Source organism: Umezakia ovalisporum Ak1311, assembly GCF_029891685.1.
Classification (GTDB): Bacteria; Cyanobacteriota; Cyanobacteriia; order Cyanobacteriales; family Nostocaceae; genus Umezakia; species Umezakia ovalisporum.
Genome location: NZ_JANQDJ010000041.1, coordinates 180055 through 199558, shown reverse-complemented (window position 1 = coordinate 199558; position 19504 = coordinate 180055). Strand labels below are relative to the sequence as shown.

The following is a 19504-nucleotide window of genomic DNA, read 5'->3' as shown; positions in this document are numbered from 1 at the left end:
CACACTGATACCTTCCCGAACTCAGAGGTGAAACGCCGCCGCGGCAACGATAGTTTAGGGGTCGCCCTCTGCAACAATAGCTCGATGCCAGGTCTATTATTCAATACAAAAGACTCCTTACACAGGGGTCTTTCGTTTTTTAGCTATCAAACTATCTATTGTTTATGTAACGCTACAAATTGAATTACATCTGTCAGCCCTTCTTGAGTTTTCAAATTTGTAAAAATAAAAGGTTTGTCACCGCGCATTTTTTGGGCATCATGTCTCATGATATCTAAATCTGCACCAACATGGGGTGCAAGGTCAATTTTATTAATTACTAATAGGTCAGATTTAGTAATACCAGGTCCACCTTTACGGGGAATTTTATCACCAGCAGCCACGTCGATGACGTAAATTGTTAAATCTACCAATTCTGGACTAAAGGTAGCTGCTAAGTTATCACCGCCACTTTCTAAAAAGACTAAATCTAAATTAGTAAATTGGTTTTCCAATTGTTCAATAGCAGCCAAGTTCATAGAAGCATCTTCCCGAATTGCTGTGTGGGGACAACCGCCAGTTTCTACCCCTAAAATGCGATCGCTTGTTAAGGCCTGAGAACGCACCAAAAATTGAGCATCCTCTTGGGTATAAATATCATTTGTCACTACCGCCAGATGATACTGGTCACGCAAAGCCTTACACATAGCATCTACCAAAGCCGTCTTTCCCGAACCCACTGGTCCTGCTACTCCAACACGCAATGCACTCATTGTCTTTTACCTAACTCCTAAACAGTCTTGTATACTGAGTTTGATGCTGCATACTTGCCAAGGATAAACCCCAACTACAACAGCTAAGTTCGTCATCCTGCAAGGCTAGTATTTCCCCTACAACATTGCTAATTAATGGTTGTAATTCCAACAGTAACTCTTGTCCCGCAGTTTGACCCAAAGGAATGAGTTTCACCCCCGCAGTAATTAAATTACTAGCCCAACTATGCAAATATCCCAACAAAGCAGCTTGAATATTTATTTGCCAATGAGCAACAGCAATGCCAAAAGCGATGGCATAATTGCCAGGATTACCCACAGCATTGACTAAAGGTATAATTTCCGGTTCTAATTTACCCAACAACTGAGTTAGCGATCGCCCCATCTGCCAACTAGATGCCCGCAATTCCGCGGTTTCTCTAGCAGCAGATAACCACATATTCCAACTACATAAAGCTGATACATCCCCAATACTAGCCGATTCCTGAGCACGTACCATCACAGCCCCATCCAACCGAATTGCACCATAACGCAATTCCGCCTGTAACCAATGTTTGAGGCTGGCTTGATGGGAAATAGTGCCATTTTCCACCAGCATTTCTAATCCTTCAGAATAGCTATATGCTCCCACAGGCAACCCAGGGCTAGTTAACTGCAATATGGATAAAAAATTAGCATTAGTGAGGGCGATGGTGTCCATAAGCGCCTAATTCTGGGTAGAATGGTACAATTTCCTCTTTAATTGATAGCCCCAGCTGTTCTAGCATCCTACGTAAAACTGAATCTGGTAACAAGCGTAAATAGCTAGAGGTAATTTCTACAGGTACATGGCGATTTCCTAAATGGTATGCTGCTCGCATTAACAAAAGCGGTGTTTCAGAAAAAACAGTTAAAACTGATTCTGGTTTGGCAGTAATTCTGACTAAATTACTATTAGTTCCGTCTTGCAAAATATCACCATCTCGCAGTAATGTGCCTCTGGGTAAACGCAAAAATACAACTTTGCCATCTTCAGTTTCCCAACGATGACGACTGCGGGTGCGTTCTTCCGCTGTAAGTGCCAGGGTAAAAGTGACAGCGACATGAGGATTAGCCCCTTGACGTTGGGTTAAAGTAAGCATATTAACAGGTGTGTTTCATTTTTGACTTTTCATGACTTTGCCCACATATGTGGTTAAACAGACACCAAGCGTCGTAAAGATTCAGCCCGGCGCTTGGCAATGGTGTTATTGGGGGCAAGCTTTAGTGCTTCTTCATACATTTGTAGCGCCTGAGCAGTTAATTTTTTCCGTTCGTAGGCGTGTCCAAGGTTATTCAGTGCTGTAACGTAGTCTGGCTGAAGTTTTAGAGCTTCTTTATATTGACGAATTGCTAAGTCATATTGCTCTTGGCTAAAGTAAACATAGCCCAGTCCGTTGTAAATAGGGGCGCTATTTTCTTGTTCTTCTTCAGCCGCTTTAATAGCTTTTTGAAATAGTGCCACCGCCTGAGAAAATAATTTTTTTTCTGAATAAATACTGGCTAACTCATAATATTCTTGAGCCGTACCTTTTTCTTTCTCCAACTTTCTACGTAGCCTTGACAAGGCAGTTTCACGCTTACGGGTTTTGATGATTTGGCGGAAAACGCTGACAACTACGAATAAAAGCAGACCTACAAAAATTGAGAGATAAATAATGGCTAAGTTTTGATCCATTGCCTGCAAATAAAAATATTAAAAGTTAGTTCTGTATCTATTATTGAACACTAATTTAGATGAGGGAAAGATTTCTTTACTTGATGATTCAGCACTAGCTTAGGGCAAAGCCCAATATTCAACACGTTGTTTTAGCCAACCTGTTGCTGTGTATTCAGCGATCGCTTGATTTACTTGTCGTCTTAAGTCATCGTACTGTAATCCCTTAGGCATAACTACAGACAACGGTTCAGTTGATAGCTTGGTGGGCAAAAGTCGGTATTGGGGATATTGTTGTACCCAACCGCTCAGGACAGTGGCATCAGCAGCAAAGGCTACCACTGTATTGTTTTCTGTGAGGCTTCGCCCTTCCTGATATGAATTAACTCCCACTAACTCTGCTTTTGGAGCATAGTAGCGTATTTGGGCAATTGTGCTGGAGTTGTTGATTACAGCAATTTTCCGGTTGGCTAAATCACTTAGCTGACGCACAAAAGTATTCTTTGTAACTATTGTAGCACCATCATAGTAGTAAGGAACACTCAGACTTACTAAACGAGCACGGGACTCATTTGCTGTTACCCTGGCAATCACTAAATCAACTTTCTTGTTTAAGACTAAAGATAAGCGATCGCGGTTAGCTACAGGTTGTAATTTTACTGCATCCGGTTTACCTAACAAATCCAATGCCAGGCGCTTTGCCAAGTCAATTTCTAAGCCTTGTAAGTTACCATGAGCATCCCTAAATCCCAAGGGGCGTAAGTTATCTTTAACGCCAATAATTAAATAACCTCGATGCTGAATTTCTGGCATTTGGGCGGCACATGTCGTAAATCCCCAACAAAAGCAGAAAATACAAAATAAACTAGCGGACAATACCAGATGTAACGGATTAATTGTTAGCCATCTGTTACATCGGTTATTCATCCGTCACCACCTTTATCCTTGAGCTTGAGTTGCCAATTCAGCAACCTTGGCGAAACTACTGGGATCAAGAACTGCCAATTGCGCCAACATTTTCCGATTGAGTTGGATATCGGCTTTTTTCAAGTTGCCCATTAACTGGCTGTAACTCAAACCGTGTTGCCTTGCAGCCGCATTGATACGGGTGATCCACAGGCGACGAAAATCACGCTTTTTCTTTTTGCGATCGCGGTAGGCACTCCGTAGCGCCTTCATCACCTGTTGATTAGCGGTTCTAAACAAAGTTGAGTGAGAACCACGAAAACCTTTAGCTAGTTTGAGAATTTTATTGCGGCGTTTACGAGCTACATTACCGCGTTTTACCCTTGTCATAATTTATTTCCTGAACAATTTACAAATAAGGAAGCATCAACCGCACATTCTCTTCATCCCGTTCGTGTACCAGTGCAGTTTTGGACAGGTTACGCTTTTTGTTAGAAGATTTGTGTTCTAAAAGGTGGCTTTTAAAAGCTTTGCGACGGACAATTTTACCGCTACCAGTGGCACGGAATCGCTTCGCCGCTGCTTTACGAGTCTTGAGTTTAGGCATGGTCTAACGTTAATTCGACACAATCCATCATTATATACTATTTCCTGAAATCTTGTGGCAAATCAACTACACATTCAGGAAACTGGCGTTGTAATGCCACAAAAACAGGACAAGGAGGTTCTGCTTGTACATTTTCCGGTTTACTCCACGAAAAAGGCGCTTGTTGTGATGCAGACATCCATAACAAACGCTTTGCTCGTGTCATAGCCACATATAGTAAACGGTATTCCTCAGACACTTTTAAATGTTCTGCTTCTTCCCAGGCCTGGTACACATTAGGTATATGAGATTTACCATGTAGCGCCGTGCGAATTTGGGCTCGGGCAACTTCCGATAAAGTAAACTTACCTAAAAACTGACTTTTGGGAGCAACCCAAAACTTACCAGGAATTGACTTTTCATGTAGAAAGGGGATAAACACATAGTCCCAATCTAGTCCCTTGGCTTTGTGCATAGTGATAATGGTCAACTGACCCGGACGAGTATAACGGGCTTCTAAATCATCTGTTTCCACCGATTCAAAACGTTCAGAATTGACGATTTCACTCAAAGCTGACAGCATTGTTCCCATTGAACTGTTGTCATATGTTTGCTGGTTTACCCGTTCTGCGAGTTTGTCAGCAGTGGCCAATTCACCTTGGTCGTATTTTAACGTTAAGGACAGAAAGGCAATCAGCTGATACAGGGGAAGCTCCAAGCGAGCGCGGAGTAAACTACGACATAAATGCGCTGCTTTTTTTACTGTGTCTGATTGGGGTGCTGCTAAAGGGCTGGGATACAAAAATTCTTCTGGTAGACTAGCAAGAGCGTTGAGGTCTTGGGTAGGAATTAATTGACGCTGTAATAATACATCTAAAGCAGCTTTGAGGTATTCGGGAGAATGGGGGCGATGGCAAAATTGCAGTAATGCCAAAATTTCCTGGGGTATATGACAACGGCGATCGCGTTCTCCTACTTCATAAAGTGTAATTTGATGCTCTTTACATACAGCTGCGAGCATTTCTGCTAGCCAGCGTCCTTGGCGATTTTCGCGCACCAAAATTGCTGCATTAATTTTTGTCCGGTGTTGACTAAACAACTCAATCACCCTTTGAGACAGTAATTCAACTGTGTGACAGATATCACGGGGGGTACACAGTTCTAGTCCTCGTCCTACTGCTACTGGATTAGCATTTGTTTGAGGATCGCCGATATCAACGGGGCGGATTTTTTGAGCACGAAAGGGAAGTGGGGGAGATGGTTGATTTTTACGTTGATAAAGGTTGTTTACCCATTCTAGGGTAAAGTTTGCAGCAGCAATAATAATTGTGCTACTACGTCCAGCTTGATCCATTGTTGCTAGTTTGCCAACGTCATAGCACACTTGGCAAAACTGACGGAAATAAATCGGATCAGCTGGAGTAAAACTTGAGTTAATCCCTTGATTAGGATCACCAACTCGCACTAGGTTGAGTGGGGAATGGGGAGATTCTCCGTCATCACTTGCTAAAATTTCGAGTAGCTGGGTCTGTAAGGGGCTGGAATCTTGAGCTTCGTCTTCAAATACCGCAAAAACTTGCTTCTGCTCGATGCGACGAGGAGTTTCATTTTTGAGTACCCGCAAGGCGGCTAAAATCATATCATCGTAGTCTATAAAGTCACGCCATCGCATTAAGTTTTGATATTGTTCATACAATCCCGCCGCCACCTGCAAAATTGCATATTCATCTTTGGTTTGTTCACTCCACTGTCGCAATTGTTCTGGTAATATCCCAGAACTTTTAGCTTCATGAATCACTGTAGTAGCTAAATCTGGCAACACTTCTGTTCGCAAAACTGACTGACGACGTAATCTTTCTGTTTCTTCACCGTCAAATTGATGACCTTCTAGTAACCGAGAATAATGTGCTGGATTGTTGGTAATCCATTGTTCTACCGCTGTACGAATAAAACCATGGCTTTGACTGGGTGTGATTAATGTGACATTATCTAATTCTAAGCCAGATAAATCTGGGTAACGACTAGCAATATTCAAAGCCAGTCCATGGAGGGTATAAACAGCAAACCCTGTCTGAGGTAAAGATAATTCTTTTAAGTATTTGCCAATTTTTGCTTTAATATTGGCAACTGCTGAACGAGTAAAGGTAACAACTACAATTTGACGACGAGAACATGGGCGTGATTCGGCAAAAATTTGGTATTGACGAGCAATGGCGATGGCTACTGCTGCGGCCATACCAGTGGATTTACCAGCCCCAGGAACAGCAGAAACAGCCAAGGGCCCAGATTCCCAATCAGCCATTTGTCGTTGTCCTTGGCGTAGACTATTGCGAATTACCAAAATCTTCTCTTGTAATTTTGATATTAAGGATTCTTGAGGTACAGTATCGGTGAAATCAGCTTCTAACATAAATTTTTAGGTTTTAAATGAAGTTGAAATTGTCAAACCGCAGACCTAGCATTTTTCAGGAAAATCAGCTGAAAAAGGTAGCGGTGATGCTAGGAACTAATATTGGCGGCATCGGTAGGGGCTATTTAAGTCAACCTAAGAAAGTTCCTTTATGGAATCTTCAGAAATCTCAGGTTTAGAAAACCGAGAAGGCTTAAGGACAATACTCACTGCTGTATGATAAGGTCTTCGGCGAATTGCAAAACGCCATGTAAAGAATCAGTAAATAATGACAAATCCCAAACTGTATCTACATTATCTAGGGTTAGCCGCAGCGATGGCACTTGGTGCAGTCTTGCGCTTTTGGCATTTAGACTTAAAACCTTTATGGATGGATGAGATAATTACTGCTATTTTCAGTTTTGGACAAAATTACCATGATTTGCCCTTAAATATCCTATTCCCTCTGCAAAGAGTCTCAGAAATTTTCACTTACCAGTCTGGGATTAGTTGTGAGCAAATTGCCGAAAATTTGGCTAATCAGTCTACCCATCCGCCTTTGTTTTTTTGTGCAATGTACAGATGGTTGGGGTGGATGATTCCCTTGGGTTCACATTGGGTGGCAAAATTGCGATCGCTCCCGGCTGTATTTGGCGTGGGTACCATCGGCGCGATTTATTTTGTCAACCGCACTGCTTTTTCTCCAACATCGGGAATCATCGCCGCCTTAATTATGGCTGTTTCTCCCTTTGCTGTTTACCTTTCCCAAGAAGCACGGCACTATACCATGCCCATGTTCCTGATAACTTTGGCGTTATTAGGACTAATGCAAATTCAGCAGGATATTTTTGAGCAGCAACGCATTAGAGTTTGGGTAGTGATTTTATGGTCTATTGTTAATAGTATTGGTTTCTATGTTCACTACTTTTTTATTTTGGCCTTCATTGCTGAAATTATCACATTACTTGTATTGACGTATTCGGGTAAGACTAAGCTCCTGAAAAAAGGTAAAACTTCTCTCATTTTAGTGCTATCAATTATTGGAGTCGTGATTAGTTTTTTCCCATGGTTGCCAGTAATGTTTAGTCATTTTCAAAGTGCTGAAACCAATTGGTTACCTGCTACTATGCACATTGCGCCACTATATCAAACTTTAATTGGTTGGATTTTAATGGTGATTTCTTTACCGGTAGAAAATCAACCTTTGCTAATTACAGCTACTTGTGGCTTTTTGATGCTAAGTTTTGGTATTTGGTTGGGGTGGGAAGTATGGAAGGGGTTAAAATTGCTGTGGTTAGATAATAAAACTCATTTAGCAACATTAACGCTTTTAAGTTTTACTATTGTTGTGTTAATGCAATTTGTTGGTATAGCCTATTTATTAGATAAAGACATAACTGTTGTTCCGCGCTATAACTTTGTTTATTATCCAAGTTTTGCGGCTTTGTTGGCAGCTAGTATTAGCAAAATTCACAAATCAAAATTTATCACTTTGGTGGTTGGTATTCTTAGTTGTATTTTTGTAGTTTCTAATTTAGTCTTGCAAAAGCCTTTCCAACCTGAGCAAGTTGCCCAAAAAATGAATTTAGAACCCTCTGTTCCGTTAATGCTTGTGGTAGGATACGACAATTATCAGGATGTGGCATTGGGATTGAGTTTTGCTTTGGCATTAGCAAAAGTTAGAGGTAATACAAACATTGGTGTTCTAGTTAGTTTGAATAACTTTGATAGTTTGGCTTTTTTAGACAAATCTCTTTATTCATCTGCTTTTTGGAATAGGCTTGATCAAATACCAACACCAGTAACAGATCAGATGAATTTATGGATTGTTAGTCCAGGAATGAGAAAACGGGATTATCCCCAGGATGTGGGACTCTCCGGGGATAGTGTTTGTACTATAGACATTGCACAGCACTATCGCATAGGTGTTCCCTATCAACTTTACCGCTGTAATAAAATTAGACAAGTTACAGGGGCGGCGATCACCGCCCCATCTGCATCTTTGAATACTCGTGGTATGATTAAACCACCAATGCTGGGAGGAATGGGCTAAGTAGACCCACGGATGCTCGGCCCACAGAGGTTGCATCGGCCGCATCTATAATTCCGTTGTTGGTAGCGTCTCCTATAATCAGGGGATCAGTCACAGGGAAAGCTCTAAATCCTGAATCAAGTCCCACATTTACCCGAGAAATTAAGGCCGCATCTGTAGAAAGATAGCCTTCTGTTTTGGTCGTATCTCCCACTAATGCTACCAGCTGTACCGCACTGTCTCCTACTAAGCCCGCACCGGGAAGTATTTGCAGTACACCTTTAGCACCGTAGATTGCTGTCTGTTGAACTTGAGCATCCAAGGTGATTAAGTCGGTATCAGCATTGAGGGCAAATCCACTGAGAGTAAACTGAGCTTGTCCTGGTGTATTGAAGTCAGAATTTAAATTCCAACCCGATACGGCTACATTTGCTCCTGTAACAGCCAGCAGGTCTGGGTCATACTGCAAGGTAAAGCTAATGTTGTCTACACCACCGGCATTGGTGATGCGGATGGGTAAAGGATTGAATTGACCACCCCCACGTATGTTTACTTCTTGACCAGGGGCGCGGCTAAAGTCAGGTAAGGTGAGGACTGGTGATGTCTGGCTCTCTACGGTAAATTGGCGCACAAAGTTACCACCAGAGAAACCATCTTCATTACCATCAAGTAAGCGTCCGTTCGTGCTGACAAAACCATCACTACGGCTTTCCAGGGTCAGGGTGTAATTACCAGGTGCGAGAATGTCACCTGTTTTAACATCTGTCTCTCCAGTTCCCCCAGCATCAGTTTCAAATATAATTTCTACACCCGGATGAATGATTCTACCGCCGCCGTCAATCAAACTCCCATCAAACTTGTACTAGACCAACTCAAGTGGTAGCCCCACCACCAGCACAGCTTTGATACAGACTCAATCTATATACGAAGTAAAATCAGATCATGTTGCAAAATGCTGGGAGTTTTTTGCCACACCCATATCAGACAGATTAAACAAACGATCAATGGCCTTGCGTACAGAAAACTATCAGAAATTACAATCAGACACATCCTACCAAGTAACCCCATAATTACTTTAGTCTGGGTATAAAAAATTAATAAACTTTCATATTTAGTATCGGCTAAGTATTGGTTAGGACATGACTTTTGACAAATTTGGTAATAATTGTCGTTTCCAGACTTTACTAAAAGTATGTAAGAGGATGTTTGATAAGTTTTCAACAGGTAATTTTTATCTTAGGGAACAGGGAACAGGGAACAGGGAACACACAAAAAACAATCAAATCCAGTTCCCTCCCCTTACAAGGGGAGGGTTAGGGAGGGGTCAAATAATATTCGATACACTAATCATGACTTGACAAACATCCTCTAAGAAAAGCGATCAACCTATGACAAGACTATGCGATCGCTTTTCTGCAAAAACCCACTAAGGCAGATCATGAAAATAATGATACATGTGATACATTAATTTCTGAAGTATCAGAATCTGTATCAGTGAAATTCACCCAAGAGCCTACCAAATCAACCCCTAAGAACAGTGTTAGATTTGTCATTTAACATTACTCGTCAATTTGCCAGGAATCTTTGCTGATCACATCATCAAAAATTTTCTTAGGACGGACAATGACAATGATTCGCCCCAGCAGAGGAATTTGTGGATCGCTGTCAAACCACTGAAAATCTAATTCACCATTGTGTTCAACCACAAAATAGCTGGAGTCATCCCATTGGCGCGCGGCGCGGTCTACAACCACCAGCACGGGTTTTGGTAAATTGTTGTCCTGGTTAGGGAGGCGATCGCTATTACATAAAATCACCACAGGATCTTCTGAACTTAATAATACTTGCCAACCCGGTAATGGTACCCAAGCCTGTTCCCCAGCAAATTGAACCAAACCAAATGGTTCCAGGTTTTGTACCAGAGGGACACTTTTTAAATCTTGTGGTGTTAATGGTAATTCTCCCACTACCGGCACAATGCGGGGTAATTCGTCTTCCGACTCAAAGCGATAAAAAGGTAAAATGGGGGCGGGTCGCTGGGAAACTACAGTAAAATCAACTAATAACTGTTCAATTTTGTTTCTAGCTGTGGGGGTGTGGGCAAATTTTAGACCCTTGGCAATTAGACGCGATCGCTCTTGCAAATCTGTATATTGCCGTGCTAACTTCCAAGCTTGATAGGCAACAGCATCACCAGGATGGGCAGAAAAACCTGTTGGTAAGTTCCGCAAGCGGGAAAAATCCTTAATTGCTTTTGCTAGTTCCCGCGTTTCTTCAAGATCAAGTTTGTGGATAAAGGTAAGTTCAGCCGCAGCAGCACGTTCTTCGTGGGTAAGCAGACGCAGTTCATATAAAACATCACTACCCCGTGTAGCGTAATGCGATCGTATTTCCTCAGAAGCACCACCTTTTTCTAAAGAATTATAAACTTGGGAGCCAACAATTACCTGATTTTGTTGTATCGGCTCAAATCCAGTTTCCTCAAAAATTTGCTGGGGATTGTAACCTGCTTTTTGCAACGAGGCGATCGCTACTCCCCACTCTACCCAGTTACCTTGTTTTTGCCTCAATTTTCGTAGTAAATCTTTTACTACATCATCGTTCAGAGCATTGTTAGGATTTTGAGCATTGGAAGGTAGGTTAGTCATAATTCTGGTGTGGGAGCTTCTACTTGAGAGGGTGATTAATTTCTCTTTAGGAATTCCTATTGTAATCTTTAGGAGTTGACTATTTCTCAACCAGGATATCTGAAAAATTCCCATTTCTTGCTGAGGAGGGGAAAGATTAAGGGGCGGGGTATTTTCCAGCCAAGGAAAACCAACTCAGTATAAAAAAAAATAACAAACGATTGAAAATTCAGTAAAAAACAGGCAATGAATCAAGAAATTTGCGATATTTTTGACCGTATTGCTCCAGTGTACGATGAGTTGAACAATTGGTTGAGTCTGGGACAACATCGTATATGGAAGGAAATGACAGTCAAATGGAGTGGAGCTAAACCGGGAGATACTTGCTTGGATTTATGCTGTGGAAGTGGTGATTTAGCCTTTCGTTTGGCAAGATACGTGGGAACCATGGGACAGGTGTACGGTGTGGATTTCTCCCCCAAGTTACTAGCAGTCGCTCAAGTACGCGCTCAAGGACAGTACCCTGAACCTGCTATCGCTTGGATACAAGGCGATGCACTCAATTTGCCCTTTAATGCTAATTACTTCGATGCTGGGACAATGGGCTATGGTTTAAGAAATGTTAAAGATATTCCCCGCAGCCTTGAAGAATTACACCGTGTTCTCAAGCCTGGCGGTAAAGCAGCAATTTTAGATTTTCATCGACCCAAAAATCAGCAGATTCGCGCTTTTCAACAATGGTATTTAAATAATATAGTTGTACCACTTGCCCAACAGATGGGTTTCAAAGAAGAATATGCTTATATTAATCCCAGCTTGGATCGTTTCCCTACTGGGCAAGAGCAAGTGGGGTTAGCTCGTGAAGTTGGTTTTACATCGGTTACACACTACCCCATCGCGAACGATATGATGGGAGTGCTCGTAGTAAATAAATGAGTTACGAGTTAGAGGTTTAATGCAAAACTTCTAACTCGTAACTGATGCCTCAAAAATTCTCATTTTCTTATTTATTACTTTGGATTGGTCTCAAATCTGGTTTTATTTATTACCCCCTGTACTGGGTGGAATTATTGGCTATTTCACCAACGACATAGCCATCAAAATGCTGTTTCGCCCTTACCAAGCAATTTATATAACTGGGCGAAAAGTACCATTTACTCCTGGGTTGATTCCTCGCAACCAGGAACGTTTAGCTAAGAACATTTCCAATACGATTATGGGGTCGTTGCTGACTCCAGAAGAATTGCAAAATCTAGCGCGGCGATTGTTACAAACAGAACGCGTACAGTCAGCAATTTTATGGTTGTTGCAATTAGCACTTGAACAAATCAAAGTTGATAAAAATGAGAAAAGCGCCAAGATTGTGGCGGGAATTTTGCGTGATTTGTTAGGGGAATCATTGCCTCGTTTACTTAAAGTTTTGGCAAGGCGAGAAGATTTTTTAGAGGCGCAAATAAATCAGATTTTTGACCAGGTATTGCTGGAATTACAACTGAGTGAAGAACAAGCAACAAGGCTAGCTGATTGGTTATTAGAGGTGGTTTTACCCCCAGATGTATTACGCCAGGTAATTATTGATTTTCTGACTGATCGCACTATTCAAACTATTGATGAAAACTTTCGTGAAAAGACTAGTGGTACTTATTGGGTAGTAGCAAATTTATTTGGTTTACGTAATACTCTGACAAGGCTGAGAACTTTTTGCTTAGATGAGAAAGATGCTACCAATGCCCGTTTAAATGAACTGGTTGAAGTTTTGCAAATGCGCGATCGCTTGAAAAAAGTTTTGCTTGATTTATCATTACAAAACTTGCCTATTGGAACAGTGCGCCAGCTGCGAAAGACTACCCGTGAAAGTGTGCGGCATTATATCCAGATGAGTGGTAGTGACTTACTCCAAGGATTGACTGATTCTGTTAAATGGGAAAATCTCGCCACATTACTACTTAATCGTCTTAGTACTTCACCTGCTGTGAGTTCTTCTTTAGAAGTTGTTAGTCAAGAGTTAGCTACAATTTTAGAAAGATATTTAGAAAAAGATTTAGAGCAAATTGTAGCCCAGGTAATTCCAATCTTATCAATAGATCAAGTGATTATTGACCGTGTGAAATCAACTTCACCTGCTGATTTAGAAGCTGCAATTGAGGGAATTGTGAAAAATGAATTGCAGGCAATTGTAACTTTAGGTGGTGTGTTGGGTTTTATAATTGGATTATTGCAGGTGGGATTTTTAATATTGACGTAAGCTGATTTTGCCTGTTCACTAAATTTTTTAGTTACTAATTAAACTAGTAAATTACATCATCTATGTCAACTACTAACGAAATTTTTAGTTAAGATATCAGTCATTAGCATAATGGTGAGCCGTGGGTCGTTTAACGCAATCAAAACCTTCGTCTAAAAAACCCCGTCAGGTGCGGGATGCACAGGCGACAAAAAAGCAGATTCTCGATGCAGCAGAAGCAGAGTTCGCCAAAAATGGGCTTAATGGGGCCAGGACAGAGGCCATCGCTAAAGGTGCGGGAGTGACTACAGCAATGATTTACTACTACTTCCAGAACAAGGAAGGGTTATACAAAGCAGTTCTGCAACGTCCCCTGGGGGAAATATCTGAAAGTGTTCAACAGCTAAATCTGGATCAGTTTCCAGCCGATACAGCTTTGAAGCTCCTTATTAAGGAGGTAATTGACTACGAAGCGGTTCACCGACAACGGGGGATGCTGTGGTTTCAAGAGGCGAACCAAAATCAAGGGGAATATTTTAAGTTGGGAAATTGGCAAGAAAATTTCGGGTACGTTATTAAAATTTTACAACGGGGAATGATGGAGGGTTGTTTTCGCCAGATCGATCCATTTCTCGTCACTGTCCAAATTGCGGGAATTTGTAATTTTTATTTCCACGCTTATGAAAACCTCAAGCACATTAAACCAGACTTGCAATTACTGACTCCAGAAATGATTGAGCAGTACACTCAAGAAGCAATTAATTTGATTTTGGGTGGTGTGGAAAAGAGTAGGGTATAGAAACTAAGGGCTTTACTCATTTAAGGTAGAGAACCTCTAGTCTACTTAGACAAAAGTCCCCCATTTGCTAAAACTACCTGGTCTATGGACAAGCTTTTATTTTGCCTCTACTGCTGGCAATGTTAGCAGTGAGATTGTTAAAAAATATATTGAAGAACAAAGACATCACGACACCACCTGATGGACTGCTCCTAAAGAAGCTTTACCCTCGCCTATATCCACTGCCTAAAGTACAATAAGGTATCTTCGCCACGCCCCGATACTTTATCTAGGTGGTTTTGGCACCCTGGATTTTCTTATAAACGCATTAGTGAGATGAAAGTCTGTATATTCAATTCGTTTCCGCTAAAAAGTCTTACCTACCTGCTTTTAATTTGGGATAAGCAATGCGCTTGTGATGAAATTGCTGCCAAACTTCAACAAATATTTGGCTGATTTGTGACATTTCTTCCCGTGTCAGCCCTGAATCTACCATTTGATTGTCTTGCCATTTAGCACGAAGAATGTTCTTGAGCATGGTTAAGGCTTGTTCTGGAGTGGCATCTTTGAGCGATCGCAGAGCCGCTTCACAGGAGTCTGCTAACATAACTATTCCGGTTTCCCGTGATTGGGGAATAGGACCATCATACCGAAAATCCCCTTCATCTACTGTTAAGTTGGGATCTTCCAGGGACATTTCCAATGCTTGGTGGTAAAAATAGGCAATCAACATTGTTCCTTGATGCTCAGGAATAAAAGCTTGAATTGCTGTGGGTAAAAGGTGTCTTTGCGCCATTACCAACCCCTCAGTAACGTGCTTTTTGATAATTGCTGCACTTTGCCAAGGATCTTTAATCTCTGTTTCATGTTTATTTGGCCCGCCCATTTGATTTTCAATAAAGCCCAGAGGGTCGTGCATTTTGCCGATATCGTGATACAGAGTTCCAGCCCTGACAAGTTCTACATTACATCCCAGCTTTTTCGCAGCAGCTTCAGCCAGAGTAGCCACTAACAAAGTATGCTGAAAGGTGCCGGGGGTTTCAGTAGCCAGTCGTTTTAATAAGGGACGATTAGGGTTGGCCAGTTCCGCTAATCTAATTGGGGTAACTAAATCAAATACTTTTTCCAGATAAGGACTTAAGCCAAGGGCCACAACACTCCAGCCTAAACCAGATAAAGCAAATAATCCCGCTTCTTGAAGTACCCTATACCAACCTCCGCCAAATGCTGTACCAATGAACAGGTTAATCAGTAAGTATACCCCACCTTGAGTTATGGCGATGGCCACACCCAATAATGCCAATTCTTCGCGCGATCGCAATTTTTGCGCCATGCTACTGCCTAATATTCCCGCCGCTCCACCAGCCAAAAGGGAAATTACGCTGATTTCCAATGTCATTGGTAAAATCAGCAGCAGCAGTCCCACAACGGTCACGCCTAAAGCAGGTGCGTAGAAGCTACCCAATAATAAACCAACCGCGCTCCAAGTGGTGTATGGTAGCCTAAGAGCTAGCATACCGGGAGTGCTGAGGGTAAGCAGCAGAACTAACAGGTAATCGCGCTGCCGCAATTTGCATTTCATTTTTCTTCCGACTAAAACAAAAATACCAATTGCCACGGTGACAACACTGGCTAATTTTGTCAATTCAAGCCAATTATTCTCTCGGCGGATTAATTGATAATGCTCTAGTACATCAAAGTGCCATTTAGTAATAACTTTTCCTTTGGTGACAATTAACTTTCCTTGCTGCACCTGCCGCATCACGGGTGATACTCCATCTGATGCTTGCTGTATTTTTCGTTTAGTTTGTTCTTCATCATTCTTGAGATTTGGTTCTAGCACCACCAATAGTAACTTTGTTACCAATGGTTCAGTACTTTTTGGGACTAATTCTTGTATAGTGAGCTTAACGGCATTCTCGATAATACTTGAGGGTAATCCTTGGGGAATACCTTGAGCAAGAATTTTTTCAGCACTTTGGCGAATTCCCTTTTGTGCTTGGCCCCATTCTTTATCTGATAATTGAAGCAGGGCAGTGTTGGTATAAACTTTCTTGGAATTGGCGAAATCTTGCCGTACAAGTTGGATTTCCGCTTGGGTGTATGCTTGGCGTACCTGGGAAATTTGGACTATGAGTGAATCCAAGTTTGGTTTTGAACTTGTGGCACCATAAGCTTTTAGTTCCGCCACTGCTTGAGTAAACTCAGTGTTTTGGGAAATATTAACTGGTTTTTGAGCTAAAGGAGACGTAAAAAGGGGTATATTGCCTGAATTGAGGATGGTAAACAAACTGCGGTGTTCTAGAAGCGGTGAAACCGTGGATGATAGCAACAAAGGCAGATATGTAGTGCTTGCTTGTTTATTTTTGAGATTACTTTTGTGTTTGCCAACTAACACCCCTGATTTCTGTTGGCTATTGTCTTCTAAATTTATCAGTAGTGTTTTCCATTCTGTCTCAGAACAAGAGCGAAGATAATGCTGGGTAGGAATGGACAAAACTGTTGTATCAAAAAACGGAAAAACTCCAGCAACAGTGCGAATTTGATTTCCTTGATCCAAAAGTTGCTGTAAATTTTTATTGATTCTTTCGGTCTTTTGGACATCGATCATTAACACTGGTGTCGAACTTCTGCTGGCAGCTTGGCGTTGGGCTTCTGTTTCTTCTTTATCCTCAATGGTAGCAGTGTAGGGTGCTTTCATCGTTTCTGGTGCAAGAGTACCTACTGCTAACTGGGGTTGGTTATATAATTTATGCCCCATAACCCCTGTAAGGGATACTACAGCCATGGCCAAAACAACAGAGGAACGCTTTTCATGCACCCAGCCCAGACATATCGCATCAATCCCTCGTCGAATTCTGACCGTTTTTGCCATTGTTCTGAGTGCTATTTCTGGTTTTTGGTATTCTTGGTTGTGAAAACACTGAAAAAATCGCTGCTTTTTCATGATATCTGGCTGCTTACTTTGATAACTCAAAACAAGACAATCCTAAAAAAAGCCAAAGCTCCGGTGAAGGCGATGACATCATCGGTGATATTATCTGGTTTAAGCCGATTGCACACAATAGCTACCTAGAGACTAAGGTTATACCTGGGGAGTATAAAACTACATTAACTACTATTTTTATCCTATAAGTGGGACGTTAACCATGACGTTAACGCGACTGGATAACGCGAGGAGATGCAAAGACGCAAAGTTGAGGCTGTTCTTTATATTTAACACATCCCTCCTCTGGGTACTTCTTTAGATGCAGGCCGAGATCATACACTCCTGACCATACAGCAACAAGTGCATCAGCTAATTCTAGCACCTGGGAAAAATTTGTTAGTTTCCAAGTGGCTAAATTGTTTGGACATAATAAAACTTGCCATTTTACAGGAATACCCGCAGTACTATTGTAAGCTCCTGATAAAGCACCAGTAATGATGCTGATGGTTGGCCAGTGCAAATTTTCAGTTTTTCCTTGGCTGGTATTATCCTTCTGATTAGAGCGCAAAACCGCCAGAGAAAACTGTTCTAAGGTACTGAGAAAGCAGTAAAACGCCATAGCAATAGCATTACTTGGCTGTTCTTGACTGCTCAATTCTGTTTGTGCCCTTTCTAACCCAAATCCTTGATCTAACAAATCATTAACCTTTAGTAATTGTTGTGGGGTGAGCGTCTTTGTTTCCCCGATAAAGGCAATGGTTTCCGGGATGAGGGTTTGGGAATCAAGTTTTTCAATAAAAGATTTGGCGATGGCATATCCTACTGCCAGTATGGCATCTCTGATAACTGGGTCATTGTCCCATAGTTGCGACAAATGCAGCAAGTTTTGTCGCAGATTAGTTGGGTTTTCATGAAAAAAAAGTGTCACTGGTAACGTGGCAATAATAGCTTTTGGCAAGACACCATCAGTTACGTCCAAATGAAGAGATTGTTTTTGATGACGCTCTAGCCAATTATTTATATCTAATTTCCCAAGCTCGATTAAGCTTTTAGCACCCAGAATTGCTATTTTGCTGATATCAGAGCAAAGATGATGCTGGAATTCAGGATCCTTGGCTAAAATTCCACCTAGGAATGCCCCTGATAAAGTACCTTTAAACCGATTAATCAGTGGATAGCGCATATTCAGAAAAAATAAATCTTAACTTATCTATAGGAAAACCCAGGGATCCAAAACCACAGAGATAAAGTATCGGAGCGTGGCGAAGATACTTTATTGTACTTTAGGCCAAGGTAGTGGTGAACTTAAATTTGACTGGGTAAGTGGGATATTCATACATACCCTATCAAGTTAATTAAGCGAGTCAAGATTGTTAAACGTGCTAATGGTTTCTATGTTCAATTCTGTGTAGATACATAACCTAAACAAGAAACCAGGATAGCTGATGGTGAAATAGGTTCAAATGTGGGTTTAGAGTATTTTTACTCTTACTCAAATGGATATCATGAACTTAATCCCAGATTTCTAAGAAAAGCATAAAAATCCATCAAACACTGTCAAAGTCTAATTTCCACCAAAGAAAAAGTGAAGAATCAAAAAAGAGATGTGAATGCAGCAGTAAATATTCTCAATCTAGCAAGAAACAGGGAGGGCATTCCCCTTCCCGTAGCCCGCCGTCAGGCATATTAACCTTATAGGAGTTGAAGCCTCTAATTTCCCTAGCCCAAGCCTGGTTGAGTAAGTTTTGACGGTGAATGTATAATCCCCTAGGCTTTAGGCAGGGTAGTGTCAATTCTTAAATAGTGTACTAGAGCCTGTAAGCCTAGCAAATAACTTTGCACACCAAAACCACTGATTTGCCCGATAGCTACGGCCGCAATGAAAGAATGGTGACGGAAGTCTTCCCGGCGATAAATATTGCTCAGATGTACTTCTACCGTAGGGAGGTTAACACCGAGGATGGCATCTCGCAAAGCTACACTCGTATGGGTGTAGGCCCCGGCATTAATTAAAATTCCCTGATGTTTTCCTAAAGCCCCATGAATAGTATCTACTAAAACCCCTTCATGATTTGACTGCACGGGGGTAACCATGGCCTGAAACTTTACAGCTTCTTCTTGTAACAAGCGATTAATTTCAGGCAAGCTCAGGGAACCGTAAATTCCTGGTTCTCGCTGTCCCAGTAAGTTTAAGTTTGGCCCGTGCAGGACTAAAATGCTGATAGTTAGTGAAGACGAGTTCAATTTCTTTAGACTGGTTAACGACGACGTGATCGTTCATGTACAGGAATCGGAATTAGTTCCGGTTCCGGCTCGCATTCTGGCCCTAATAAGCCTTCAATGAGCTTCCGTGCCAATGCCTTCAGCTTTTCTAGCACTTTATCTATATAGTCCATTGAACTGACTGCTCCTGAGATACTACCTCAATATTTTGACAAACAGCTACGCAAAACCCGCGTAGTTTTGCACCTCTGGCTTGAGAACGGGTAGATATAAACTGACCCATTTTGGGAGTGAGCTAGTTGTGAAATTTGCTGTTGTAATTCTCCCTACCTCTTAGAATATCACATTACAAACATAGAAAATGGCGTATGTTGTTCAAGAGC

Annotated in this window: 19 protein-coding genes and 1 pseudogene; 6 read left to right on the top strand and 14 right to left on the bottom strand. The window is 41.5% G+C overall.

Annotated features, from left to right (window positions below; translation table 11 throughout):
* Positions 1-155 precede the first annotated feature (155 nt).
* The 8 genes from ureG to NWP25_RS06980 all read right to left on the bottom strand — a co-directional run bounded on the left by ureG (position 156) and on the right by NWP25_RS06980 (position 6329).
* A complete protein-coding gene (gene ureG / locus NWP25_RS07015; protein ID WP_280649433.1) occupies positions 156-752 on the bottom strand; it encodes an urease accessory protein UreG in 597 nt (198 codons plus the stop codon).
* Positions 753-762: 10 nt separating this feature from the next.
* The gene (locus NWP25_RS07010) at positions 763-1452 is read right to left on the bottom strand and encodes an urease accessory protein UreF (protein ID WP_280699073.1); all 690 of its coding nucleotides are present in this window, start codon (positions 1450-1452) and stop codon (positions 763-765) included.
* Positions 1430-1873 (bottom strand): urease accessory protein UreE, encoded by a 444-nt coding sequence (gene ureE / locus NWP25_RS07005; RefSeq protein WP_280699072.1) that lies wholly within the window; start codon positions 1871-1873, stop codon positions 1430-1432. The genes NWP25_RS07010 and ureE overlap by 23 nt, the downstream gene beginning before the upstream one ends.
* 53 nt (positions 1874-1926) lie before the next feature.
* Positions 1927-2448 carry a tetratricopeptide repeat protein gene (locus NWP25_RS07000; protein WP_280649430.1) on the bottom strand — a complete coding sequence of 174 codons (522 nt, stop codon included), beginning with the start codon at positions 2446-2448 and terminating at the stop codon, positions 1927-1929.
* Between the two features lie 99 nt (positions 2449-2547).
* On the bottom strand, positions 2548-3354 hold the full coding sequence (locus NWP25_RS06995; protein ID WP_280649429.1) for a transporter substrate-binding domain-containing protein: 807 nt from the start codon (positions 3352-3354) through the stop codon (positions 2548-2550).
* 12 nt (positions 3355-3366) lie between these two features.
* On the bottom strand, positions 3367-3723 hold the full coding sequence (gene rplT, locus NWP25_RS06990; RefSeq protein ID WP_280649428.1) for a 50S ribosomal protein L20: 357 nt from the start codon (positions 3721-3723) through the stop codon (positions 3367-3369).
* 19 nt (positions 3724-3742) lie between these two features.
* A complete protein-coding gene (gene rpmI / locus NWP25_RS06985; RefSeq protein WP_200989608.1) occupies positions 3743-3940 on the bottom strand; it encodes a 50S ribosomal protein L35 in 198 nt (65 codons plus the stop codon).
* A gap of 37 nt (positions 3941-3977) precedes the next feature.
* Positions 3978-6329 carry an ATP-dependent helicase gene (locus tag NWP25_RS06980; RefSeq protein WP_280699071.1) on the bottom strand — a complete coding sequence of 784 codons (2352 nt, stop codon included), beginning with the start codon at positions 6327-6329 and terminating at the stop codon, positions 3978-3980.
* A gap of 29 nt (positions 6330-6358) precedes the next feature.
* On the opposite strand from NWP25_RS06980, the gene NWP25_RS06975 reads away from it, so the two are divergent.
* Positions 6359-6508 carry a hypothetical protein gene (locus NWP25_RS06975; protein WP_280649426.1) on the top strand — a complete coding sequence of 50 codons (150 nt, stop codon included), beginning with the start codon at positions 6359-6361 and terminating at the stop codon, positions 6506-6508.
* Positions 6509-6597: 89 nt separating this feature from the next.
* Positions 6598-8361: a glycosyltransferase family 39 protein gene (locus NWP25_RS06970; protein WP_280649425.1), complete on the top strand. Its 1764-nt coding sequence runs from the start codon at positions 6598-6600 to the stop codon at positions 8359-8361.
* Here the strand turns inward: NWP25_RS06970 and NWP25_RS06965 are convergent.
* Positions 8330-9184, bottom strand: a complete 855-nt coding sequence (locus NWP25_RS06965; protein ID WP_280699069.1) for a cohesin domain-containing protein — start codon at positions 9182-9184, stop codon at positions 8330-8332. The genes NWP25_RS06970 and NWP25_RS06965 overlap by 32 nt on opposite strands.
* 715 nt (positions 9185-9899) lie before the next feature.
* Positions 9900-10988 (bottom strand): RuBisCO accumulation factor 1, encoded by a 1089-nt coding sequence (locus NWP25_RS06960; protein WP_280699067.1) that lies wholly within the window; start codon positions 10986-10988, stop codon positions 9900-9902.
* Between the two features lie 225 nt (positions 10989-11213).
* On the opposite strand from NWP25_RS06960, the gene ubiE reads away from it, so the two are divergent.
* From ubiE to NWP25_RS06940, 4 genes and pseudogenes are all read left to right on the top strand, one after another.
* A complete protein-coding gene (gene ubiE / locus NWP25_RS06955) occupies positions 11214-11903 on the top strand; it encodes a bifunctional demethylmenaquinone methyltransferase/2-methoxy-6-polyprenyl-1,4-benzoquinol methylase UbiE (protein WP_280649422.1) in 690 nt (229 codons plus the stop codon).
* 79 nt (positions 11904-11982) lie between these two features.
* Positions 11983-13212, top strand: coding sequence for a DUF445 domain-containing protein (locus NWP25_RS06950; RefSeq protein ID WP_280649421.1), 1230 nt, complete (start codon positions 11983-11985; stop codon positions 13210-13212).
* A 121-nt stretch (positions 13213-13333) separates the two neighbouring features.
* Positions 13334-13990, top strand: a complete 657-nt coding sequence (locus NWP25_RS06945; protein WP_280649420.1) for a TetR/AcrR family transcriptional regulator — start codon at positions 13334-13336, stop codon at positions 13988-13990.
* A 52-nt stretch (positions 13991-14042) separates the two neighbouring features.
* Positions 14043-14171: pseudogene (locus NWP25_RS06940) on the top strand (transposase); the annotation flags it as partial.
* Between the two features lie 174 nt (positions 14172-14345).
* Here NWP25_RS06940 and NWP25_RS06935 read toward each other — a convergent pair.
* The 4 genes from NWP25_RS06935 to NWP25_RS06920 form a co-directional block, all read right to left on the bottom strand.
* A complete protein-coding gene (locus NWP25_RS06935) occupies positions 14346-16916 on the bottom strand; it encodes an HD family phosphohydrolase (protein ID WP_280649419.1) in 2571 nt (856 codons plus the stop codon).
* Positions 16917-17124: 208 nt separating this feature from the next.
* Positions 17125-18081: an ADP-ribosylglycohydrolase family protein gene (locus NWP25_RS06930; RefSeq protein ID WP_280699065.1), complete on the bottom strand. Its 957-nt coding sequence runs from the start codon at positions 18079-18081 to the stop codon at positions 17125-17127.
* A gap of 584 nt (positions 18082-18665) precedes the next feature.
* Entirely contained in the window at positions 18666-19142 is a 477-nt protein-coding gene (gene aroQ, locus NWP25_RS06925; RefSeq protein ID WP_280656944.1) for a type II 3-dehydroquinate dehydratase, read from the bottom strand.
* 14 nt (positions 19143-19156) lie between these two features.
* Positions 19157-19294 carry a hypothetical protein gene (locus NWP25_RS06920; protein WP_194002251.1) on the bottom strand — a complete coding sequence of 46 codons (138 nt, stop codon included), beginning with the start codon at positions 19292-19294 and terminating at the stop codon, positions 19157-19159.
* Between the last annotated feature and the right edge of the window lie 210 nt (positions 19295-19504).